The sequence below is a fragment of the Micromonospora sp. NPDC005087 genome, assembly GCF_042872965.1.
In the GTDB taxonomy this organism is placed as follows: domain Bacteria; phylum Actinomycetota; class Actinomycetes; order Mycobacteriales; family Micromonosporaceae; genus Micromonospora.
Genome location: NZ_JBIALB010000011.1, coordinates 214,325 through 236,383, shown reverse-complemented (window position 1 = coordinate 236,383; position 22,059 = coordinate 214,325). Strand labels below are relative to the sequence as shown.

21 protein-coding genes are annotated in these 22,059 nt (G+C 71.9%); 11 read left to right on the top strand and 10 right to left on the bottom strand.

The window, feature by feature from the left end; all coding sequences use genetic code 11:
• Positions 1–94 precede the first annotated feature (94 nt).
• The 6 genes from ACFYPS_RS24815 (at position 95) to ACFYPS_RS24790 (ending at position 6,523) form a co-directional block, all read left to right on the top strand.
• Entirely contained in the window at positions 95–1,720 is a 1,626-nt protein-coding gene (locus ACFYPS_RS24815) for an ArnT family glycosyltransferase (protein ID WP_387327229.1), read from the top strand.
• A 112-nt stretch (positions 1,721–1,832) separates the two neighbouring features.
• Positions 1,833–2,447 carry an IS607 family transposase gene (locus ACFYPS_RS24810; protein WP_354965933.1) on the top strand — a complete coding sequence of 205 codons (615 nt, stop codon included), beginning with the start codon at positions 1,833–1,835 and terminating at the stop codon, positions 2,445–2,447.
• A complete protein-coding gene (locus tag ACFYPS_RS24805; RefSeq protein ID WP_387327207.1) occupies positions 2,444–3,850 on the top strand; it encodes an RNA-guided endonuclease TnpB family protein in 1,407 nt (468 codons plus the stop codon). Before ACFYPS_RS24810 ends, ACFYPS_RS24805 begins: the two co-directional genes overlap by 4 nt.
• A gap of 16 nt (positions 3,851–3,866) precedes the next feature.
• On the top strand, positions 3,867–4,664 hold the full coding sequence (gene yaaA / locus ACFYPS_RS24800; protein WP_354966125.1) for a peroxide stress protein YaaA: 798 nt from the start codon (positions 3,867–3,869) through the stop codon (positions 4,662–4,664).
• A gap of 105 nt (positions 4,665–4,769) precedes the next feature.
• The gene (locus ACFYPS_RS24795) at positions 4,770–5,486 is read left to right on the top strand and encodes a hypothetical protein (protein WP_354965935.1); all 717 of its coding nucleotides are present in this window, start codon (positions 4,770–4,772) and stop codon (positions 5,484–5,486) included.
• 74 nt (positions 5,487–5,560) lie between these two features.
• The gene (locus tag ACFYPS_RS24790; RefSeq protein ID WP_354965936.1) at positions 5,561–6,523 is read left to right on the top strand and encodes a TAXI family TRAP transporter solute-binding subunit; all 963 of its coding nucleotides are present in this window, start codon (positions 5,561–5,563) and stop codon (positions 6,521–6,523) included.
• 11 nt (positions 6,524–6,534) lie between these two features.
• Here the strand turns inward: ACFYPS_RS24790 and ACFYPS_RS24785 are convergent, their stop codons facing one another.
• The 3 genes from ACFYPS_RS24785 to ACFYPS_RS24775 all read right to left on the bottom strand — a co-directional run bounded on the left by ACFYPS_RS24785 (position 6,535) and on the right by ACFYPS_RS24775 (position 9,036).
• Positions 6,535–7,971: a HAMP domain-containing sensor histidine kinase gene (locus tag ACFYPS_RS24785; protein ID WP_354965937.1), complete on the bottom strand. Its 1,437-nt coding sequence runs from the start codon at positions 7,969–7,971 to the stop codon at positions 6,535–6,537.
• A gap of 9 nt (positions 7,972–7,980) precedes the next feature.
• The gene (locus tag ACFYPS_RS24780; protein WP_354965938.1) at positions 7,981–8,637 is read right to left on the bottom strand and encodes a response regulator transcription factor; all 657 of its coding nucleotides are present in this window, start codon (positions 8,635–8,637) and stop codon (positions 7,981–7,983) included.
• An 87-nt stretch (positions 8,638–8,724) separates the two neighbouring features.
• Positions 8,725–9,036: a hypothetical protein gene (locus ACFYPS_RS24775; RefSeq protein WP_354965939.1), complete on the bottom strand. Its 312-nt coding sequence runs from the start codon at positions 9,034–9,036 to the stop codon at positions 8,725–8,727.
• A 101-nt stretch (positions 9,037–9,137) separates the two neighbouring features.
• On the opposite strand from ACFYPS_RS24775, the gene ACFYPS_RS24770 reads away from it, so the two are divergent.
• Entirely contained in the window at positions 9,138–9,476 is a 339-nt protein-coding gene (locus tag ACFYPS_RS24770; protein WP_354965940.1) for a DUF952 domain-containing protein, read from the top strand.
• A 162-nt stretch (positions 9,477–9,638) separates the two neighbouring features.
• Positions 9,639–10,184, top strand: coding sequence for an acyltransferase (locus ACFYPS_RS24765; RefSeq protein WP_387327202.1), 546 nt, complete (start codon positions 9,639–9,641; stop codon positions 10,182–10,184).
• 64 nt (positions 10,185–10,248) lie between these two features.
• On the opposite strand, the gene ACFYPS_RS24760 is transcribed toward ACFYPS_RS24765, so the two are convergent.
• The gene (locus ACFYPS_RS24760; protein WP_387327200.1) at positions 10,249–12,006 is read right to left on the bottom strand and encodes a CDP-glycerol glycerophosphotransferase family protein; all 1,758 of its coding nucleotides are present in this window, start codon (positions 12,004–12,006) and stop codon (positions 10,249–10,251) included.
• Between the two features lie 53 nt (positions 12,007–12,059).
• On the opposite strand from ACFYPS_RS24760, the gene ACFYPS_RS24755 reads away from it, so the two are divergent.
• Both ACFYPS_RS24755 and ACFYPS_RS24750 read left to right on the top strand, forming a co-directional pair.
• The gene (locus tag ACFYPS_RS24755) at positions 12,060–12,182 is read left to right on the top strand and encodes a hypothetical protein (RefSeq protein ID WP_354965943.1); all 123 of its coding nucleotides are present in this window, start codon (positions 12,060–12,062) and stop codon (positions 12,180–12,182) included.
• A 332-nt stretch (positions 12,183–12,514) separates the two neighbouring features.
• A complete protein-coding gene (locus tag ACFYPS_RS24750) occupies positions 12,515–14,554 on the top strand; it encodes a DUF6541 family protein (RefSeq protein WP_354965944.1) in 2,040 nt (679 codons plus the stop codon).
• 135 nt (positions 14,555–14,689) lie between these two features.
• Here ACFYPS_RS24750 and ACFYPS_RS24745 read toward each other — a convergent pair whose 3' ends face one another.
• Positions 14,690–15,655, bottom strand: coding sequence for a Gfo/Idh/MocA family oxidoreductase (locus ACFYPS_RS24745; protein ID WP_354965945.1), 966 nt, complete (start codon positions 15,653–15,655; stop codon positions 14,690–14,692).
• Positions 15,652–16,752, bottom strand: a complete 1,101-nt coding sequence (locus tag ACFYPS_RS24740) for a DegT/DnrJ/EryC1/StrS family aminotransferase (RefSeq protein WP_354965946.1) — start codon at positions 16,750–16,752, stop codon at positions 15,652–15,654. The genes ACFYPS_RS24745 and ACFYPS_RS24740 overlap by 4 nt, the downstream gene beginning before the upstream one ends.
• Positions 16,753–16,966: 214 nt before the next feature.
• Between ACFYPS_RS24740 and ACFYPS_RS24735 the strand changes: the two genes are divergently transcribed.
• A complete protein-coding gene (locus tag ACFYPS_RS24735; RefSeq protein WP_354965947.1) occupies positions 16,967–18,094 on the top strand; it encodes a lysylphosphatidylglycerol synthase domain-containing protein in 1,128 nt (375 codons plus the stop codon).
• A 101-nt stretch (positions 18,095–18,195) separates the two neighbouring features.
• Here the strand turns inward: ACFYPS_RS24735 and ACFYPS_RS24730 are convergent, their stop codons facing one another.
• The 4 genes from ACFYPS_RS24730 to ACFYPS_RS24715 form a co-directional block, all read right to left on the bottom strand.
• Complete coding sequence (locus ACFYPS_RS24730) at positions 18,196–19,383, bottom strand: glycosyltransferase family 4 protein (protein WP_354965948.1); 1,188 nt, start codon at positions 19,381–19,383, stop codon at positions 18,196–18,198.
• Positions 19,384–19,396: 13 nt separating this feature from the next.
• On the bottom strand, positions 19,397–19,789 hold the full coding sequence (locus tag ACFYPS_RS24725; RefSeq protein WP_354965949.1) for an acyltransferase: 393 nt from the start codon (positions 19,787–19,789) through the stop codon (positions 19,397–19,399).
• A gap of 71 nt (positions 19,790–19,860) precedes the next feature.
• Positions 19,861–20,793 (bottom strand): NAD-dependent epimerase/dehydratase family protein, encoded by a 933-nt coding sequence (locus tag ACFYPS_RS24720; protein WP_089016815.1) that lies wholly within the window; start codon positions 20,791–20,793, stop codon positions 19,861–19,863.
• Positions 20,794–20,819: 26 nt separating this feature from the next.
• A complete protein-coding gene (locus ACFYPS_RS24715; RefSeq protein WP_354965950.1) occupies positions 20,820–21,959 on the bottom strand; it encodes a DegT/DnrJ/EryC1/StrS family aminotransferase in 1,140 nt (379 codons plus the stop codon).
• Between the last annotated feature and the right edge of the window lie 100 nt (positions 21,960–22,059).

Genomic DNA, 22,059 nt, shown 5'->3' with positions numbered 1-22,059 from the left:
CGGCCACGGCCATGCGAGCCGACGCCGCGTCCTGCGAACCACAGCGGCCGGCCCGCCGTCCGTGAAACACTCCGGTCGGGACGACGACGGGGGCGTGGTCGTGTCGAATCCAGAGCAGCACCGCGGGCGATGGCGCCCGCGACTCGACCGGCCGGCGCTCGTCGCGCTGCTGTTCGGGCTGGCCGGCGTCGGGTATCGGCTGGTCCTGACGCTCTACACCGTGCCGGTGTCCAACAGCGACGAGGCCACGTTCGGTCTCGCCGCCCTGCACATCGGGCAGGGCAGCGAACGACCGGTCTTCCTCTACGGCCAGCACTACATGGGAATGCTGGAGTCGTACCTCGCCGCTCCCCTGGTCGCGCTGACCGGGCCGAGCTGGCCGGTGCTGCGGCTGCCGATGCTCGCGTTGTACGCCGTCTTCCTCTACCTGATCCACCGGCTGACCCGTCGGCTCTGCGCGCCGTGGTTCGCCGCCTTCGTCGTCGGCCTGCTGGCCCTCGGACCGGAGCGGGTGGTGCGTGACCAGCTCACCGTCGTCGGCGGACGGCCCGAGGTGAAGCCCGCGGTGCTGCTGATGCTGCTGATCACGGTGGGGCTGGCGGCCGGCACGGTTCACCGCCGACGGCTCGCCGTCGCCCTGTTCGGCCTGCTCGTCGGGCTGGCCGCCTGGTCGGACTGGCTGATCCTGCCGTACCTGGCGGTGGCCGGCCTGGCCCTGGTGTGGGCGGTACGGCGGGAGCTTCTCGGCTGGTCCGGCCTGCTGCTGGTGGCGGGCTTCGTGGTCGGGGTGGCGCCGATGATCTACGACAACCTACGAGCGCCCCCGGGTGCGGACTCGCTGTCGGTGTTCCGGGAGGTCAGCACCAAGGCGGGTCCGTTGCCGCCGTGGTCCGAGCGGATCCGGGGCGGCCTGCTGGAGGGGGTGCCGCTGGCGCACGGGCTCTGCCCGGTGGACGGCTGCGGTCGCTGGCAGCAGTGGTTCGGGCTGCTCTATCCGGTGCTGCTGGTGGTCGCCGGGGTGCTCGCGGTGCTCGCGTACCGCCAGGCCGCCCGGGGGTCCCGCGGGGAGCGGGCCCGGCCGGTGGTGCTGCTCGCGCTGGTCGTCGGCGCCGCGTTGACCCTGCTGTCGTACGTGCGCACCCCGCTCGCCGCGACCAGCCCGCTGGACAACGCCCGCTACCTGTCGGTGCTGCAACTGTCCCTGCCGGCGGTGCTCTGGCCGCTCTGGGTGGCCGCCGTCGCCTGCTGGCGGGGCACGGTCGGCGCGCTCGGCCGGCTCACCGGCGCGCTGGCGACCGCCGTGCTGGCCGCGCTGACCGCGACCACGCTGGTGATCACCGTGCTCTTCGTGACCACCGGCGTCGGAGCGTCGCGGACCGAGGAGCGCCATGCCCGGGAGCTGGCCGGCGCGCTGCGTGCCGACGGCCCCCACGAGGTGTACGGGGACTACTGGACCTGCAACCGGCTGATCTTCAACACCGACGAGACGGTGGTCTGCGCTGTGCTCGACGGCGACCTGTCCCCCGGGCAGAACCGCTACCTGCCGTACTGGCGACAGGTCGGCCGGGCCGAACGACCGGGCTATGTGGTGGAGGCCGACTCGCCGATGGACCGGAGGCTGCGCCGGCTGCTCGCCGACCGCCCCGACGCCGCACCGGTCCACGAGGTCGGCGGCTATCGCGTGTACCACCCCGACACCCCGGTCCGGCCCTGGCGGTAGCCGCGGGTCGTACGCTGGCCGGGCCGCCGCGCTGGGCGCCGCCGTACCGCCCGTCGAGAAGCGGTGACTCTAGGCTTGCTCCCTTGGGCAAAGCTGCCTAAAGTTTCTCGTCGTGAGTAGCGTTTACCGGATTGGCGACTTCGCCAAGCGCGTCGGGCGGTCACCGTCGACCGTCCGGCGCTGGGAGGCGGAAGGCAAGATCACTGTCCGCCGCTCCCCGTCTGGTCAGCGCTACTTCGACGAATCCGACGTGGCCGCCGTCCTTGCCCCCGGTTTCGCCCGTGACGACCGCAAGATCGTCGTCTACTGCCGCGTTTCCTCCGCCGGGCAGCGCGCCGACCTCGCCTGCCAGGTCGAAGCCATGGAGGCGTTCTGCCTCGCTCGCGGTTTGGCAGTGGATGAGTGGGTGCGGGAAGTCGGCGGCGGAATGAACCTGACTCGCCCGAAGATGCTCGCCGTCATGGCCGACGTCAAAGCCGGGCGAGTGGCAACTTTGGTCATCGCGCACAAGGACCGGCTTGCCCGGTTCGGCTATGACTACCTTGCTCACGAGGCCGAGACCGCAGGCTGCGAAATCCTCGTCGCCAACCAGGAGTCGCTGTCGCCGCGAGAGGAGATGGTGCAGGACCTGCTGGCTATCGTGCGTACCTTCTCCTGCCGCCTGTATGGCCTGCGGCGCTACGAGAAGCAGCTCAAGGCAGCGGACTTGACCGAGGCGTCGTCGTGAAGACGACCCGAATCGCCTACTCACACCGCCTCAACGCGGGAAAATACCGCGCGCTGGCCGAGCAGGCGCGGCGGCTGGGTCGGGTCCGCGGCGAGGTGTGGCAGCGGTACGGGTCGGCGGGCGGGGCTAGGTTGAAGGACCGGCAGGTTCGCGACCGATGGTTGTCCGAGGGCATCCACCACCGGTTCGGGGTGTTGGCCAACGCGTGGAAGGAAACCGTCCGCGACGCGATGGCCGACATCGCCGCGACCCGCGAATCGGCCAAGGTGCAGGTGCGCCGAGCCATCCGCCACCACACCGGCGACCGGGCAGAGCAGAAACGGCTGTTCAGCCTGCTCAAGGCTGACCGGTGGGCCGACGACCCGTACCTGTCCCGGCAGATGCGCTCACACTGGCGGCGCGGGCACAACCGCACCCACAACCAGATAGTGGTGCGCGCGGACCAGCACCACACCCGGGCTGACAAGGGCGGGCGATTGTGGCTGGCCGTACCCGGTCTCGTTCGGCGCCAGATGGTCCGCATCCCGCTGAACACCACCGTCGTCCCGACGGGCACGCTGCGGCTGATCCTGCGTGATGGCCGGGTGGAGATCCACTACCAGATCGATGCCGCAGGAATGAAGACCTCCCAGCGTCCATCCGGCACGGCGACGCTGGGTGTGGACAAGGGTTACACCGAGGTGCTGACCGATTCCGATGGCAACCACCACGGTGACGGTCTCGGTCATCTGCTGAGCGCCGAATCCGATCGGATCAAGGAACGCAACCGCCGCCGGGCGAAACTGCGCTCGGTCGCCAATACAGCCGCCCGGCGCGGCGACCAGGCGAAGGCTGACCGGATCGCGGCCAACAACCTCGGCACGATTAAGCGTGATCGGCAGGCCGCCCGCCACCAGGCGCGGGTGCGCACGGAGATCTTCACCGCCGTGCACCGGGTAGTGGACAAGGCCGCCGTCGTGGTGGCCGAGGAGCTGACCAAGACGTTCGCCGGGCGCACGCCGCTGGGCAAGAACACCAACCGGCGTCTCGCTGCGTGGACCAAGGGGGTCACCGCGCAGGCGCTGAAGAATGTGTCGGAGCGCAGAGGTTCTGCGCTCGTGCACGTCAACGCCGCCTACACCTCACAAGTCTGTCACCGCTGCGGCTGCTTCGGCCGCCGCGCCGGGGACCGGCTTCACTGCACGTCGTGCGGGGTGGTGTGGCAGGCCGACGTGAACGCCGCGGTCAACGTCCTGCGACGACATGGTGATCCCGACATCACCCTGCACACCCCGCATCGCGCGGTGAGGCAGATCGTGCAGGCACGGGCCGATTGCCACCGGAGCAGACTGCCGCTCCCGGACTCCAGCCCGGCACGCCGGGCGGAGAGCGAATCATCCGACGTGCTCAGCAATGAGCATTGACAAGGAAGCGGACCCGATGTTCATTCTGCTGCCGCCCTCGGAGGGGAAGGCCGACGCCGGCACCGGTCGACGATGGTCCCCGGACCGGCTCGCGCTGCCCGAGCTGAACCCGGCCCGGGAGCGGGTGCTCGACGCGCTCGTGGCGTTGAGCGCCGGGCCGGACGAGGCGGCGGCGCTGGCCGCGCTCGGGCTCACCGAGGGCCAGCGCGGCGAACTGCGCCGCAACGCACGGCTGCGGGTGGCGGCCACCGCGCCGGCCGCGCAGGTCTACACCGGGGTGCTCTACGAGGCGCTGGACCTGGCCTCGTTGCCGGCGGCGGCGCTGCGGACGGCCCGCCGGACGATCCTGATCAGCTCCGGTCTGTGGGGCGCGGTGCGGCTCGCCGACCGGATCCCGCCGTACCGCTGCCCGATCGGCGCCCGCCTGCCCGGTGTGGGGGCGCTGTCGGCGTACTGGCGGCCGGTGCTGGCGCCGGTGCTGTCGGCCGCGGCGGGCTCCGGGCCGGTGCTCGACCTGCGCTCCGGCGCGTACGCGACCACCTGGACGCCGCGCGGGGAGCTTGCCGAGCGGACGGTGACCCTGCGGGTGCTGCACGAGCGGGAGGTCGACGGGGTGCCGGTCCGTTCGGTGGTGAGCCATTTCAACAAGGCGACCAAGGGGCGGTTGGTCCGTGACCTGCTGGTCGCCGGGGCGCGGCCGCGTACCGCCGCGGAGCTGATCGGCACGCTGCGCGACCTGAAGCACACTGTCGTGGAGCAGGCGGCCGCCCCCGGTCGGGCTCGGCAGGTGGATCTGGTGGTCACCGACCTCTAGGCGGGCACCCGCAAGATTTCCTCAAGGCTGGGCGGGACCGGTTCCACAACGGCGGGTCAGGGGCCACGGTAGGGGAACCAAGACTCCGACAAGGGAGCTCCTCCGTTGGCCCGCGAACCCGCCCTGCTCGATCGGCCCCGCTCCCCGGCGACGCCACCCCCGCTGGACTGGCTGACCCTGGGCGACGCGTTCGAGGCCGCCTGCCTGCTGCGCTGCACGCCACGGCCGACCGTCAGGCGGCTGTCGGCGGCGCTCCCGCCGCCCGCGCCGGGAGTGGAGTTCAACCGGGAGGACGCCGCCCAGCGGATGCGGCAGTTGCTCGGCCGACTGGACATCCCGGTGACCCACGAGGTGGCCGTCGGCGGCCTGCGCCGCCGCTACGAGCTGCACCGGCTCTGGGTGCCCCGGGAACACCGTGGGAGGTACGCCCGGGTGCTCGACGCCGGTTGGTGGCAGGGTCGTCGGGAGCTGCTCGGCGGACCGCTGCCCGGTGCCTCGCCGGCACGCCGGCGATGGGTGTCCCGGCTCGCCGCGGCGGCCTGGCGTTCGGCGCTGCTGGCCGGCGGGCGGCATGTCCGCCGGCACATCCTCGGCGTGCGGCTCACCGACCGGGAGCTGGCGGCGGTGCTGATCCGTGGCGCGGCCGTGCTCGACGTGCCGGCCCTGCTCCGTCCCGGCACCGGCTGTTTCCTGGTCAGCGTCGCCGACGGGCCGGACCGGGCACGGATCCTGCGCAGCGCGGCCATGGAACCGGCCCGCACCGCAGCTATGGAGCCGGCCGGCACCGCGGCACCGCAGCCGGAGAGCCGCCCCGCCTGCTGACCCGGGCGCGGCCGGCATCGGCGGCCGGTCGAACGGGCTTGCGCGCACCGGCCCGACGGCGCACAGTGCACCGCGTGAGTCGTACCTCGCCCAGCTGGCCCGGTCGCCGCCGTCCGGGGACGGCGGCGCTGCTGACGCTGCTGCTGGCCGCGACGCTGACCGGGGCGGCCAGCTGCCGGGACGGCCTGGCCGAGCCGCTGCGGATCCGCATCGCCACGGGCAGCCCCACCGCCGTCTACTACGCCTTCGGGCAGTCCCTGGCAGCCATCCTCAACCGGGAGCTGCCCGGCGTGCAGGCCAGCGTCATCGTCACCGCCGCCTCGGCGGAGAACGTCCGGCTGGTCGGCTCCGGCGAGGCCGAGCTGGGCTTCACCCAGGCCGACGTGCTGCCCACCACCACGACGGACAGTCCGACGGTCGACGCGGTCGCCCGGGTCTACGACGACCAACTGCACCTGGTGACCACCGGCGGCGGGCCGGTCCGCACGGTCGCCGACCTGCGCGGGCGGCGGGTCTCCGTCGGCGCGCCCGGATCCGGCACCGAGATCACCGCGACCCGGCTGCTGGAGGTGGCCCAGCTCGCTGACGAGGTACGCCAGGAGCGGCTCGGGCTGGACGACTCGGTGATCGCGCTGCGGGCCGGGCGGATCGACGCCTTCTTCTTCTCCGGCGGGCTGCCGGTGCGGGGCATCAAGGAGCTGGCCGGGCGCAGCGCCACCCGGATCGTGGACCTCGGCGAGTGGACGGAGCCGCTGCGCGCCCGCTACAGCGAGGTCTACGTCTCCCGGGACATTCCCCGCTCGGTGTACGGCGTGGACCCGGTGACCACGGTGGCCAACCCGAACTACCTGATAGTCCAGGCCGCCCTCCCGGAGCGGTTGGTCCGGGAGGTGACCCGGCTGCTGATGGAGCGCCGGGCCGAGCTGGGCGCCGCGCATCCGGCGGCGGGGCGGATGAGCCCCCGCTCGGCGATCGCCACGCCGCCGCTGCCGCTGCACCCCGGGGCCGCCGCCTGGTACCGGGCGGCCAAGCCCTGACACCCGGCCCGCTAACGGGCCAGGGTGGAGCGTAGGTCGACAGCCGGTTCCTCGTCCGGCGACTCCGCCACGGGGACCGGCTGAGGCGTCGGGAACCACAGGCCGGCGACCAGCCCACGCGGCTCCCCCCGGCGCATGGTGAGCCGACCGTCGGAGGCGTCCACCAGCACCGCGGCGATGGTCAGGCCGAGCCCGGCGCCGTCCACGTTCTGCGCGTCCGGTGCCCGCCAGAACCGTTCGGTGGCCTGGCCGAGCTGGCTCTCGGTCATACCCGGACCGGTGTCGCGCACCTCCAGGTTCACCCCGTGGTCGCGGCTGGCCACGGTCACCGTCACCGCCCCACCGGCGCCACTGAACTTCACCGCGTTGTCGATCAACGCGTCCAGTGCCTGGTCGACGGCGGTCGGCACGGTCTGGACGTACGCCGGGGCGTCGGTCGTGACGAGCCGCAGCGCGACCGACCGGTGCCGGGCGAGCGGCGCCCAGAAGGCCACCCGGGACGCGGCCACCGCGGCGGCGTCCACGGTGACCCGCTCGTTCTCCTCACGTTCGGCACGGGCCAGGGTGAGCAGCGCGTCCAGCACCAGGGCCAGCCGGTCGGTCTCCTCCAGGGCCAGCCGGTGCTCGGAGCGCCCGTCCGGGTCGGTCAGGCTGGGGCCGAGCTCCTCCACCCGCAGCCGCAGCGCGGTGAGCGGGTTGCGCAGCTGGTGGCTGGCGTGCGCGACGAACGCCCGCTGCCGGTCCATCACGTCGGACACCACGTCGGCCATGTGATTGAAGCTCGCTGCGAGCCGGCGTAGCTCCGGCGGGCCGAGCCGGTGCAGCACGCGCGCCTTCCGGTCGCCCTCGGCGATCTCGTGGGTGACCGCGTCCAGCTCGGTGACCGGGCGCAGCACCCAGCCGGCCAGGCCGAACGCGGTGAGCACGCAGGCCAGCACCGCGAGCAGGCCGGCCAGGGCGAGCAGCAGCCACCAGGCGGTGACGGTCCGGCGGATCGGGTCGGCCGGGGTCACGATCACCACCGCACCGAGGACCTCGCCGCCGTCGTTGATCGGCACCGCCACCACCACCGCGCCGGCCGTCCACGGCAGGACCGACTCGGGGGCGCTGGTCTGCTGCCCGGACAGCGCGATGTCCAGCGCCGTTCTGGTCCCCGTGGCCGGACGCCAACTCGTCGAGGCGACCACGGTGCCCCGCTCCCGGTCGACGACCGCCGCGCCGATCGCGTACAGCTCGTCGTAGCTGCGCAGCTCCGCCTCGATCGGGCCCGGCCCGCCGCCGCGCAGCACCGGTCCGGCCAGCGAGGCGAACCGGGTGGCGTCGGCGAGCCGGTCGGCGCGTACCCGTTCGGTCTCGCGGCTGGCCAGAGTGGCGGCCAGCGGGGTCTCCAACGCGATGAGGACGAGCACCATCAGCAGCAGATAGCTGATCACCAGTCGACGGCGCACGGCGGCCCCTCACGCATCGCGCAGCCGGTAGCCGACCCCGCGTACGGTCTCGACCAGGCGGGCGTCGCCCAGCTTGCCGCGCAACGACCCGACGTGCACCTCGACGGTGTGCCGGTCGGTCCAGGTGGTGCCCCAGGCGTCGAGCAGGATGCGGTCGCGTGGCACCGCCACCCCGGGCTGACGGGCCAGCGAGAGCAGCACGTCGAACTCCTTGCGGGTCAGCGTGACCTCCCGGCCGTCCACCGTCAACGTCCGGGCGGCGACGTCGATGCGCACCGCGCCGGCCTCGATCAGGTGCCGTTCCGGAGCGGCGTTCGCGGCCCGGCGCAGCACCGCCTCGATGCGGGCCTGCAACTCCACCATCGAGAACGGCTTGACGACGTAGTCGTCAGCGCCGAGGCGAAGGCCGAGCACCCGGTCGCGTTCCTCGCCCCGGGCGGTCACCGCGATGATGCCGAGCTGGCTGCTGCGCCGGCGCAGCTCCCGGCAGAGGTCGGTGCCGTCCCCGTCGGGCAGGGTCAGGTCGAGCAGCACCAGGTCGCACGGGGCGGCGGCGAGCCCGGCGGCGACGGTGGCGGCGTGCTCGACCTCGTACCCGCGGCGGGTGAGGGCGGAGGAGAGCGCGGCGGCAACCCGGCGGTCGTCCTCCACCAGCAGGATCCGCACCCGTGCCCCCGTCCATCGCAGTGTCGTCCTGCGAATGGTGGCAGAAGGTTGCCGCGAGCGGGAGGGCCGCCTCCCCGGGCTACTCGGCTACAAGCCGAAGACGTCGTCGGCGACGGCGTCCCGAACGCCATCCACGAAGCCCCGGAAACCCGGGTCGTCGTGGCGGGCCGGCACGCTGGTGACGTTGACCCCGCTGGCCTGGGTGACCGCGTCGACCAGGGGTGCGTAGTCGATCTCGGCGTCGGTGAAGGCGTCGTCGTCCGCCTCGGCCAGGTTGATCACGTGCTGTACGTCATCGGACGGGGTGTCCGGGTCCTCGGCCCACTCGCCGCCAGCCCGGTAGCACTCGTCGTACAGCGCGCGCTGGGTATCGGTCCAGTCCTCGTCGTAGCTCTCCATCGTCACCCTCCCGCCGCCTGCTCCACCTGAGCATGCCGGGCCGCGACCGGCGTCGGCGGCGGTACGGCCGAAACGCCTGCCGGCCCACGTAGGCTGCCACGGTGATCTACAAGTTGCTGCCGACGGTGGAGTGGGACGACGCCCGGGCGGTCGGCCACCTGGTCGGCTCGGCGGTGGACCGGCAGGATGGCTTCATCCACCTATCCGCCGCCGACCAGGTGGTGGAGACGGCCCGACGACACTTCACCGGCGCCACCGGGCTCACCCTGCTGACCGTGGACCCGGAACGGCTGGGCGACGCGCTGCGCTGGGAGCCCTCGCGGGGCGGCCAGCTCTTTCCCCACCTGTACGGCCCGCTGCCGGTGACCGCGGTGGTGTCGACGCAGACGCTTCCGGCTGATCAGCCGGCCGCCGACGCGGTGGCGGCGCTGCTGGCCTGAGCGGTCGCTATGCTACGCCGAGTCCCGTGCGCCCCGGCCCCACGCTCCGTGCCTGGGCGGGCGTGGCAGCCCCGATCCGCGCGGCCGATGGCCGTCCCGGCGCACGCCGACGCGGGTCACCGACGGCGCCCCGGCGCGCCCTGCGACCATGCGAGTTGAAGGATGACTGAAAGCACTTCCCCGTCCCCCTCGGTCTTCGTCCACCCCACCGCCGACGTGGAGGAGGGTGCCCGGATCGGCGACGGCACGAAGGTCTGGCATCTGGCCCACATCCGGTCGTCGGCGGAGGTGGGCGCCGGCTGCGTCATCGGCCGCAACGTGTACGTCGACGCTGGCGTCACGGTCGGCGACCTGGTCAAGATTCAGAACAACGTCTCCGTCTACCAGGGGGTGACCCTGGAGGACGAGGTCTTCGTCGGCCCGTGCGTCGTCTTCACCAACGACTTCCGGCCCCGCGCGCAGAATCCGGACTGGAAGATCACCCCGACCATGGTGCGCCGGGGCGCCTCGATCGGCGCGAACGCGACCCTGGTCTGCGGAATCGAGGTCGGCGAGTACGCGATGATCGCGGCCGGCTCGGTGGTGACCAAGGACGTCGCGCCGTACCAGCTCGTCGCTGGCAACCCGGCCCGTCCCAAGGGCTGGGTCGACGACCGCGGCGAGGTCATCTCCCGGGACGTGGACAACCCGCCGCAGCGGCAGGGCTGAGCCGACGACGAGCGGCGGTGGACGGAACGCATCCGTCCACCGCCGCTCGTGTCGGTCGGGCCGTTCAGCGGCAGAGCCGGGCGATCTCCTCCTGGAACCGGTCCATCGGGTTCTCCTCGGCCGGACCGAGCAGGTAGGTCTTCAGCTCACGCCGGGCCTCGACCATCGGGTCGTCGTCGGCCCGGGTCACGGCGACGATCTTCTCCAGCTCGCCGCAGTCCCGGCAGAGCAGGTACGCCGCCCGGGCGGTCGGGTACTCCCGCCGGAACTCGTCCTCCGGCATGCCGCTCGGGTTGGCCACCACGTACGGCCGTTCGCTCTGCACGAAGTCCGAGACCACACTGGAGACGTCGCTGATCAGCAGGTCAGTCTGGTTGAAACAATCGAACAGCGCCGGCGTCCGGCCGGTGACCACGAGGTGCCGGGTACCGTCCAGCGAGGTCGCGTCGGCGTCACCGCCGGCGCCCCGGATGAGTTCCACCAGCCGCTCGTGCACCGCCTTGGCGTCCTTGGAGCGGGAACCGGTCAGCGGGTGCGGCTTGTAGATGACGCGCACCTCGGGCCTCGTCGCCAGCAGACCCTGGATGATCCGCTCCCCCATCAGCACGAGCGAGGTGTGGTACGGGTCGTCGTCCAGCCACCCCTCCCACGTCGGGGCGTAGAGCACGGTGAAGGGCCGATCGACCGACTCCGCGCCGAAGGTGTGCACGCCGGCGAGCTGCGGGCGCCCGATCTCCACGATGTCGGTGTCGAGCACGCCCACGCCCGCCCGGGCGTACCGCTCGCGACCGGCGAGACCGGCGACCCAGACCTCGTCGTACACCTTGCTGTAGGGGTTGGCGCTGGCCGCCTTGTCGCTGTCGCCGTGCCCGACGAAGACGTGCTTCATGCCCGGCTCGCGGAGCATGTGGATGTTCGCGCCGACGTTCGCCGCGTAGAGCGCCGTGCGTACGCTGCCCAGTTCGAGGTTCATGAAGTCCACCCCGGCCGGCACACAGATCACCGGCAGTCGGGTGTCGGCGAGCTCGGTGAACGCCTCCCGGCTACGCATCAGCACCACCGCGCGCTGCTCCAGCGCCTCGGTCGGAGCGAGCCACATGTTCGCCTGGTAGACGTCCTTGGCCGGACCGGCGAAGTAGAGCGCCACCTCGGGCCGGTGGGTGTCGAGCCAGCGCTGGACGGCGGGCAGCAGCGGGCTCTGCCCGGAGCCCCGGCCGCGCAGCCAGGTCAGCGCGACGATCCCACCGACGACGGCGGCGGCGAGCACCGCCCCCGCTCCCGCGCCCAGCACCGGCGCGACGGTGTCGAGGGCGGCCGCGACCACGGCGGCCGGCGCCAGCACCACGTTGACCAGGGCCAGTCGGTCACCGGCCAGCCAGGCCGCCCACCCCGGCGGACGAGGCGCGGAGCGCATCGGCCCGAGGTCGATGTTGCGGACCAGCGCCGAGACCGGGTTGCGCCGGTCGATCATGGTGGCGAGGGCGCCGGCGAAGACCGAGATCAACCAGACCGCGGCCGGCAGCAGCAGGATCAGGCTGAGCTCCCCCACGCTGGGGCGCACCGTGGCCACCACCAGCAGGACGATCGCGAGGTCCCTGGTGAGCTGGCGGTAGTCCCCGCGCAGGCCGACCTTTTCCAGCAGGGTGTGCGTGGCTGGCGACCAGCGGGCGAGCGCGTACTCGCCGCCGAGGGCGGCCAGCCCGGCTACCGTGAAAACGACGGCCCAGCCGAGCGCACCGGCGACGAGCATCACGACGTAGGCCAGCAGCAGCAGCGCGCCGCGGGCCGCGACTCCCGCCGGTCCCATCAACTTACCGAACAAGGACTAGCTCCCTAAGAGATCGACGACTGACTCCACGGGCCACCACTGGCGCCGTGACGGCCTGGATCCCCCGCTTTGCTGCGATCGTGGGCGTGCCGGGCGTCGCCGGTGAGCCCCTCGCCGAGCCACCATCGGAGGACCGGTCGGCCGAGGCGGCCCACCTGCCCACCCGCTGAACCTGACCCGCGACGACAACCGGCGCTCACGCGGCCCCCCGCTACCGCGCTGGTGTGACCTTAACGCGAAGGAACGCGCCGGTATTGATCGGGTGCCGCAGTGTCAGGCGAAAAGTCCCCCGGGGTCCGGATCGCCGCCCCTCCGGGTCGGCGCGAATCGGCTCCACCTGAGAACGTCGTGAGGGCCGCGGACGGTGTCCGGTCTCGATAGAACCTCGCCGGTCGCCGGTTCCTATACTGGGCCGGCCGCCTGGCCCGAGTGACGGCCGCCCACGGGGTAATCGATCACGGCGGTGTCCGCGGAGAGTTACCGTCCCCAAGGAAGGATCTGCGTGTTCACAACCCTGATCGCCCTCGTCGTGGCCCTTGTGCCCGGGGCGGTGCTCGGCTTCGCCCTGCCCCCGGGGCGCTACCGGTGGGCCGTGTGGGCCGCCGCCCCGGCGACCACCCTCGGTCTGGTCACGGTCGGAATGGCGTGGTTGCCGACGCTGGGCCTGCCCCGGAGCGCCCTGGCGGTGCTCGTCGCGGAGCTGGTGCTGGCCGGTGCCGCGGTCGTCGCGTCCCGCCTGTTCTGGCGAGGGTTGAGCAACGCGGACGAGGAGGGCGGACGGCCGAGTCTCGGCGCACGCTTCCGCCCGCTCCCCTCGGTCCGTCCCCGCTGGGTCGACATGGCCGGTGTCGCCGTCCCGTCGGCGATCACCATCGCCTTCGGCTGGCTGATGCTCGGCCGGCTCGTCGCCCCACCCGGCTGGGACGCCATGAACCACGGCTTCCTGACCCGCCGCATTCTGGACACCGGCAGCGTCATGGTCACGTCGGCGTGCACATCCGGCGTCAACGAGGTGGCGGTCTCCTGCAAGTTCTACCCGTTGGCCGCCGACATCTCCTGGGCCCAGGCTGTCCAGATCACGGGCGGCCACATCAGCACCGCCATGGCGGCCTGGTCCATCATCCTCGGCCCGCTCGCCCTGGTGGCCAGTGTCTACGGCGCCGCTCGCGCGCTCGGCGCCCGGCCGGTCGTCGCCGCCTGCGCCGCGACCGCGCCCGCCTTCATCGGCCCGATGTGGGTTTCCGTGGTCAACGGGCGGATCAACGAGCAGACCGCCCCGGCCATGGCGGGTGCCATCGCCCTGTTGGTCGCACTCGCGCTGCGTGGCCCGCACCCGGTACGGCTGGGGCTGCTGGCCGGGCTCGCCGGTGCCGGCCTGGTCATGACGCACACCTACGACGTCCTGTTCATCGGGGTGCTCACGATCGGCGTGGTGCTGGCGCTCCGCGCGCCGTTCAAGCTGCGTCACGGCGCCACCGCCCTCGGCACCATGGTCGTCGCCGCGCTGCTGCCGCTGCTGCCGCTGCTGGGTGCCCTGCTCGGTGCGAACGGCGAACGAACCTCCAACGAGCCCGCCCTGCCGAACATGTGGGACAAGTCGATCGAGTACTGGGTGACCCACCCCCAGCGCTACGCGCTCTTCGGCTATCCGCTGGTGCCGAGCAAGGACTTCGTCTTCACGATGTCACCGATCAGCGTCGCCGTGGTCATCACAATGGCCTGCCTGCTGGTCTCGCCGTTCTGCCTGCTCATCCCGCGGCTGCGCTGGGCCCGGCCGTGGTTCGTGGCCGGGGCCGTCTTCACCGTCATCGGCATCTGGACCACCAGTTCCGAATCGACCGCCGCGGCCACGCTGGCGGGTCTCTGGTACGGCGTCCGCGAGCGGGTCCGTTCGATGATCTTCCCGGTCTACGGCGTCCTGACGGTGGTCGGTGCGGTCGTCATCGGGATCGCGATCCAGTGGCTCGTGTCGCGGCTGGTGGCCAAGGCCCGTGGCCTGCGCGACTCGGCCGTGCCGGCCGCGGTGGCCGCGACGGTCCTGGTGCTCGCGCTCATCGGGTTGGGCGCCGTGCCGTCGAGCTGGAAGCCACTGCGGACGGCCATGATCAACAGGGCTCCGCTCGGCAATTCCTACGTCCAGACCTACGAATGGCTCAGCGAGAACACCCCACCCGGCAGGACGGTGGCCTACGACCGGCACCGCGAGTTCATGTCCTGGGCGTACGCCGACTACAAAAACCCGCTGCTGTTCGGCATTCCGCCGCTGCCCGGCCTCACCGAAGCGGGCGACGACTACGAGCGCCGCTGGGCCGCCTTCAACTGGCTCGTGGGCAGCGAAGGTGCGGTGCCCGCCGGTTGCGAGGTACGCCGGTTCGGCGTCGAGTACGTCGTCGTCGGCAAGCGCGGCATTCCCGCCGCGACGAAGAACTACAAGCAGGCGTTGCTGGACGCCAGCGACAAGGTCACGCTGGTGCAGAAATTCGGCCGGATCAAGATCTACCAGGTCACCGACGCGGGGCGGGCCTGCGCGTCCGACGGCTGACCGACCGCCCGCGAGCCTGACCCGGCTCGGCGGGCGGTAGTCGAGGGGGAGCGTCCGCCCGCCCGCCGCGCGACGCTCCCCACCGGATACACGAAAGGGCGGGGCGACCGTGGTCGCCCCGCCCTTTACCGTCCGTCAGCGGCCGTTGTCGGCGAAGAGCCGACCCACCACCCGGTGCGCCGGCAGGATCCGCTGCCGCTCGACGTCGGCGTCGGCGGTGCCAGCGACGATGTCCAGGAAGTGGTCCAGCTGGGCGGCGAGCGGCTCGCGGTTCGTGATCAGCTCCGGCACCTCGATGATGCTCTGCTGCCGGTAGCCACGGCCGTCCGGAGTGGCGGCGTCCAGTGAGACGTGCCGGTAGATGGTCACGTCCTTGCGGATCAGGTCGGCCTCAATCAGCCGGTCGACCTCGCTGATCACCAGGGTCCGCACCTTGCGCTGCCCGATCCGGCTCGCCGACACGTTGGCCAGGGCGCCGGTGCCGAACGACAGCACGGTCTCCGCCACGTCCTCCGCCTCGGTGAGCGAGTCGGGGTGGAAGTGGCCGAAGGTCCCGCGTACCGTCGCCGGCTCCTCTCCGCCGAAGGCCTGGATCGCCAGGTCGACGTCGTGGATGAGCAGGTCCCAGGCGACCCCGGTGCGGATCCGCGGCGCGTACGGCGAGTGCCGGGTGGCGGTCAGGTGCAGCGGGCGGTGGACCAGGGCAAGTGCCGTCAGCACCGCAGGGTTGAACCGCTCCAGCAGCCCGCACAGCAGCGGCACCCCGCGCTTCTCGGCGGTCGCCACGATCTCCTCGGTCTCCGCGAGGCTGCCGCAGACCGGCTTTTCGATCAGCAGCGGCTTGTCGGCGGCCAGGACCTGGTCGGCGAGGCCGCGGTGGAACTCGGTGGGAGCGGCGATCACCACCGCGTCGACGTCGGAGAGGTCGTCGGCGTCCGGGGACCAGTCGGCCCCGTACCGCTCGGCGGCCTGCTGGCCGACCGAGCGTCGAGGCTCGATGACCCGGGCCAGCTCGGCCCGGTCGGACTGGGCGACCACCCGGGCGTGCAGCGAACCCATGACCCCGGTGCCGACCAGGGCGAAACGCAGCTTGGCGGTCACGCGCCGACCGCCTTCCGGACGGCCTCGACGACCTGGTCGAGGTCGCTGTCGGTGAGGTGGTGGTGCACCGGCAGGGAGACGCACTGGCGGACCACCCGGTCGGTCACCGGCGCCGGGTCCGCGATCACCCGAGGGTGGTCGCGGTAGCAGTCGTAGTCGTAGACCGTCTTCGGGTAGTAGATGCCGCAGCCCACGCCGCTCTCGGTCAGGCGGGCGATCACCTCGTCGCGGCTCACCGGAGCCTCGTCGGTGACCAGCACCGTGTACTGGTGCCAGACGTGCGACCGGCCGGGCAGCTCGGTCGGCAGGCGCAGCCCGGGGACGTCGGCCAGACCGGCGGAGAGTCGGCCGGCGTTGTCCTTGCGGCGCTTGACGTTCCCGCCGTACGCGGCGATCTGCGGGATGCCCAGCGCGGCCTGCAGGTCGGTGAGGCGGTAGTTGTGCCCGGCCACCTCGTACTGGTAGCGCTGCCGCATGCCCTGGTTGCGCAGCACGCGCAACCGGTCGGCGAGCACCGCGTCGTTGGTGGTGATCATGCCGCCCTCACCGGTGGTGAGGTTCTTGGTGGCGTACAGCGAGAAGGTGCCGAGACCGAAGCTGCCGGCGCCGCGGCCGGAGATGGACGCGCCCAGGGACTGCGCGGTGTCCTCGACCAGGCCCAGGCCGTGCTTCTGGGCCAGCGGGGCGATGGTGTCCATGTCGGCGGGCTGGCCGTACAGGTGCACCGGCATCAGCACCCGGGTGCGCGGGCCGATGGCGTCGGCGAGCGCCGCCGGGTCGACGCAGAAGTCATCCTCGCGAATGTCGGCGAACCGGGCGGTGGCGCCCGCCTCGAGGATGGCGTTGAGGGTCGCGACGAAGGTGAAGGGGCTGGTGACCACCTCGTCGCCGGGCTGCAGGTCGAGCACCTGAAGCGCGGCCACGAGGGCAGTGGTGCCGTTGTTGACGGCGACCGCGTGCTCGACGCCGACCAGCTCGGCGAACTCGCGCTCCAGGCGGGCCACCATGGGCCCCTGCGCGATGACACCCGAGCGGATCACCTCGACCGCCAACCGTTCGGCTTCCTCGTCCAGCTTGACGACGGAAATCGGGATCACAACAGCTCTCCTTGAGGTATGGGGCAGCGTGCAGACCGTAGCAGCGCGGGAGATGCCCGGCACACCTGGACCACCGCGACGCGAATCCCCCCAGCGCCGGACCGGTCCCGACTCGCGGTCAACCTCGGTTCGTGGTACGCGGCACACTGCGCTAGTCTCGGCGAATTGTGCAGGCGACCCGGATGGGTCGGGACAACCAAAGGACAGGACGGCCGTGGCAGAAACCGCGACGCAGGTCGAAACGGTACCCACCCCGGCCACCGGGGCCGCCGCGGCGAAGTCCCGATGGCTCTCACTGGCCGTCCGGGTGGTGGTCATCGTGACGATCGCGGCTGGCATGACCTGGAGCGTCATCAGCCAGTGGCCGCAGGTGCGGCAGACCTGGGTCGACCTCGCGTGGCCCTCGGTGGTGCTCGCCGTGCTGGCGGTGCTGGCCGGCATGTTCGCCAACTCGATGGCCTGGCGGGCCGCCGCGGCGGACCTGGAGCACCGGGTGTCCGTGTCGGCGGCTCTGCGGATCTGCATGGTCGGCCAGCTCGGCAAGTACATCCCGGGCAGCGTCTGGGCCTACGTCCTGCAGATGGAGCTGGGCCGGCGTGCCGGCCTGCCACGAGCTCGGGCCTTCCTGGCCACCCTGATGGCGCTGGGTCTCGGCGTCGTCGCCGCGCTCGGCGTTGGTCTGCTCAGTCTGCCTTCGCTGCTCGACGCGACCGCCGACTCCGGCGCGGAGTACGCCGAGCCGGTCCGGGTCGCGCTCTACATCGTCGCCGTCCTCTTCCCGATCGCGCTGCTCTGCGCCGTTCCGGCCGTGTTGACCCGGCTCATTCAGCTCGTCCTGAAGGTGCTGCGTCGACCGCCGCTGCAGCACCGGCTCACCCTGCCCGGCGTGCTCCGGGTGGTCGGGTGGAGCGCCCTGGGCTACACCCTCTTCGGCGTGCACCTGTGGCTGCTGGCCAACGCGCAGGCCGCCCCGGGCGTTGGTGGCCTGCTGCGCAGCATCGGGTCGTTCGCCATCGCGATGACCGTCGGGATGTTCGCCTTCCTCTCCCCCTCCGGGCTGGGCGTCCGGGAGGCCGTGCTGGTCGCCACCATGGCGCCCTTCCTCGCTGGCGCCGGCGGCATCGGCGCGGCGACCGGGATCGCGCTCGCCTCCCGCCTGATCTTCACCGTGGCCGACCTGCTCGCCGCCGGCATCGCCGCCCTCTCCGGGATGCGGCAGCTGCAGAAGGTGACCGGGGAGAGCACTGCCGACCCGGCGCTCGACGGGGCCGCTGCGGCGGTTCGGGCCGAGCAGGTGCCAGCGCCCCGCTCGGGTGCGGACGCATCGGTCACCACCGGCTGACGTTCCCGCCCGGCCGTAAGACAACCCCTGGACACGTACGTTGAACCGCCGGTGCCCCCGACCTTTCGGTCGGGGGCACCGGCGGTTCGACGTACGTCAGGTCAGCGGCCCTGGGACGCGGCCATCTCGGTCAGTACCTCCAGGTGCCGGTGCAGCACCCGGTCCAGGCTGAACCGATCGCGGATCAAAGCCTGACCGTTGACCCCGATCTGCTTGGCCAGGCCCTGGTCGGTCAGCGCGGCGGTCAGCCGCTGCGCCAGGCCCTGGACGTCACCCGGCTGGCAGAGCAGGACGTTGTCGCCGTCGCGGAGGGCGATGCCGGGGAAGTTGTCGGCCCGCGCCGGCGCCACCACCGGGACCCCGGCGGCCATCGCCTCCAGCGTCGCGGTGCCGAGACCCAGCCCCTGCTCGTGCGACTCCACCGTGGCGGCGGCGAGGTAGTCCGGGATCTCACTCTTGGGCACCTTGCCCGCGGCGATGACGGCGTGCTCGACGCCGAGCGCACGGGCCCGCTCGGCGAAGTGTTGGTAGTAGACCTGCCCGCAGATGAGCAGCTTCGCGTCCGGCACCGCGGCCAGCACCTCGGGCAGCGCCTCGACGAGCGCGACGCGGTCCCGCAGCGGGATGACGTGGCCCACCGAGAGGATCACCGGCGCGTTGCCCAGTTCGTGACGGTCGCGGACCCGCTGACCGTTGCCGCCGACCACCCAGTCCGGATCCACCCCGACCGGGATCGGCACCAGGCCGGAGTGCGCGCCGCGGTAGCGCGACTCGATGTACTCCTGCATGAGCACGTCCATCACCACGAGCCGGGGCTTGGCGCGCCGCATGAACGGCTTGACCATGGCCGCGTCCAGACCGCGGAACACCTTCGCGTACCGGGCCTGCGGGTTCTCCAGCCGGGTGTGGATGGAGAGCAGCGCCGGCACCCGGCGCTTACGCGCGTAGAGCGCGGTCGCCCAGGTCAGGTCGAAGAACTGGCCGTGCTGGTGGATGACGTCCGGCCGGAAGTCGTCGAGCAGTGTGCGGACCCGCCGCAGCACACTCGGCCGGCTGGCGAAGGAGATGTCGAAGCTGACGGCCAGCCGGGTCTCCGGCAGCATGAACGCCGGCAGCCGGACGATCCGCAGCCCGTCGCGCTCCTCCACCGCAGGAGCGTCCTGGTAGGCGGCGGTGAGCACCAGCACCTCATGCCCGGCGGCGGCGTAGCCACGGGCGAGCGACTCGGACAGATGGGAGCTTCCGCCGGCGCGCGGCGGAAAGAAGTTGTTGACGACTGCGATACGCACGGGAGGGGGACTCCTAGCTTTCCGCTACGGGGACGAACCGGACATCGCCGCCGTCCAACTCGACTGTGGAGACCACCCGAGCCGGGACCCCCGTCACGACCGCCCCCGGTGGCACATCTCTGCTGACCACGGCGCCCGCGCCGACGACCGCACCGTCACCGATGGTGACGCCCATCATCACGGTCGCGTTCGCCCCGATGAAGACGCGGTCGCCGATCATCACCGGCGCACGGTCCACCGAAGCATAGGCACGACCCGATACGCAACGTCGGGCGGTGGAGTGGGTGTAGATCTGCGCGCCGCTGCTGATGTCGCACCCGGCGCCGATCGTCAGCCCGCCGGAACCGTCGATGACCGTGAAGGCACCGATCCAGGTCCCGGCGCCGATCACCGGCTCGCCGATCACCCAGGCGTGCGGGTTATACGGGTTCGCCGGGAGCCCGTGCGATGACGGACTCCCGGCGGACGACGACTGGGTCACGCCACCTCGGTCTTGATCAGGTCGGTCATCCCGTCCTCGACGGCGATGGTCGGCTCCCAACCGAGCACCTCGCGGGCCCGGGTGATGTCCGCGGCCCGGCGGCTGACCAGCACCTCACGCGGGCTGAACTGCGGCTCGACGTCGACACCGACCGCCTTGATCAGGATCTCGGCGAGGGTGGCCACCGAGGTGTCGATGCCGGTGCCGATGTTGACCGCCACGTTGCCCTGCTCGGCCTCCAGCGCGGCGACCACCGAGCGGGCGATGTCGTGGACGTGGATGAAGTCCATCGACTGCTCGCCCTTGCCGTCGATGACCGGCGGCTGACCGGTCTTCAACCGCTTCACGAAGTGGTTGATCACCGAGGTGTAGTACGCGGTCGGCTTCTGGCCCGGGCCGTAGACGTTGAAGAACCGCAGGGCGACCCAGTTCAGGCCCTTGCTGCGCTGGTAGAAGCCGAGCAGGTCCTCACCGGCACGCTTCGAGATGCAGTACGGGGTGAGCGGGTCGAGCCGGTCGTCCTCGTGCATCGGCAGCTTCTTCGGGTCACCGTAGACCGAGGCCGACGACGCGAAGACCAGCCGCTTGACGCCGTGGTCGGCGGCGGCGGCGAAAACGTTGTGGTTGCCGACCATGTTGATGTCGATCGACTCGTGCGGGTCGGCCTGGCTCTTGTTGATCGAGACCGCGGCGAGGTGGATCGCGTAGTCGCAGCCCTTCATGGCCGCGTGCACGGCACCGCCGTAGCGGACGTCCTGCTCGATCAGCTCGACGTCGCCGGTCGCCACCAGCTCCGCGATACGGTCCCGGTCGCCGCGGGTCATGTTGTCGAAGATGCGGACCCGGTAGCCCTTCTCCAACAGCATCGGTACCACGTGCAGGCCGATGAAACCAGCGCCTCCGGTGATGAAGACGGTCTGCTTCGACATGGCGGAGCGTGTCCTTCCTGGGGGGATCAGCGGCTGGTGGCCGCGGAGTTGACGACGTCGATGAGGGTGGCCGCGACGGTCTCGACCTGGTCGTCGGTGAGGTTGGCGTGCATCGGGATGGCCAGGTGCCGGACGAACAGGTCGGCCGAGACCGGGCAGGGCGTGGTCTGGCCGTAGAGCGGCTGGGCGTGCGAGGCGTACGTGCCGAAGGTGCACTGCACTCCGCGCTGACGCAGTGCCAGCGCGACCGCGCCCCGGTCGACCGAGGGAGCCAGGGTGACCACGTACGACTGCCAGGGGTGCTCGCGGTCCGGCGCCTCGTAGGGCGTCGTGATCAGCTCGTGGTCCTTGAGCAGCTCACCGTAGCGGGCGGCGGTGCGACGCTTGGCGGCCAGCAGGTCCGGCAGCCGGTCGAGCTGGGCGAGCATGATCGCCGCGGAGATGTCGGAGAGCCGGTAGTTGTAGCCCAGCTCGGTGAAGGTCGGGATCGGCAGGTGCGACAGCTCGGCGCGGGTGAGCGCCCCCTCCACGCCGTACGTGTGCAGCTTGCGGGCGTGCGCCGCGAGGTCCTCGCGGTCGGTGACGTACGCCCCGCCCTCGCCGGCGGTGATGCCCTTGCGGCCGTGGAAGCTGAAGGTGGCGATGTCGGCGAGGCTGCCGGCCGGGCGGCCCTTGTAGGTGGCGCCCGCCGAGCAGGCGGCGTCCTCGACCAGGAACAGCCCGTGCTTGTCGGCGATGGCGCGCAGCTCGTCGTAGTCCGCCGGCTGCCCGAACGCGTCGACGGCGATGATGCCGACGGTGCGTGGCGTGATCGCGGCCTCGACGGCGGCCGGGTCGACCGTCCAGGTGTCCGGCCGCACGTCGGCGAAGACCGGCGTGGCGCCGGTCCACATCACGGAGTGGCCGGTGGCCGGGAAGGTGTAGTCGCCGACGATCACCTCGTCGCCGGGCTTGACCCCGAGGGTGAGCAGCGCGAGATGCAGGGCGGAACCGCAGTTGCTGGTGGCGAGGGCGTGCCGGGTGCCGGCGACGACGGCGAAGCGCTCCTCGAAACGACGGCAGGTGGGCCCGGAACCAGCGAGCCAGCCGGAGGCGAAGACCTCGGCGATGGCGGCGAGTTCGGCTTCGCCGACCGTGGGTTGACCGAGCGCGATGACCTCAGACATGTGACTCCCAGAGAGGATGGACCCGGAGCAGTCTAGGCCAAGCCCATGGGGGGTGGGCCAGTCGGGCGCGCGGGTGGGCTTGGTTACCATCGGTCCCGGC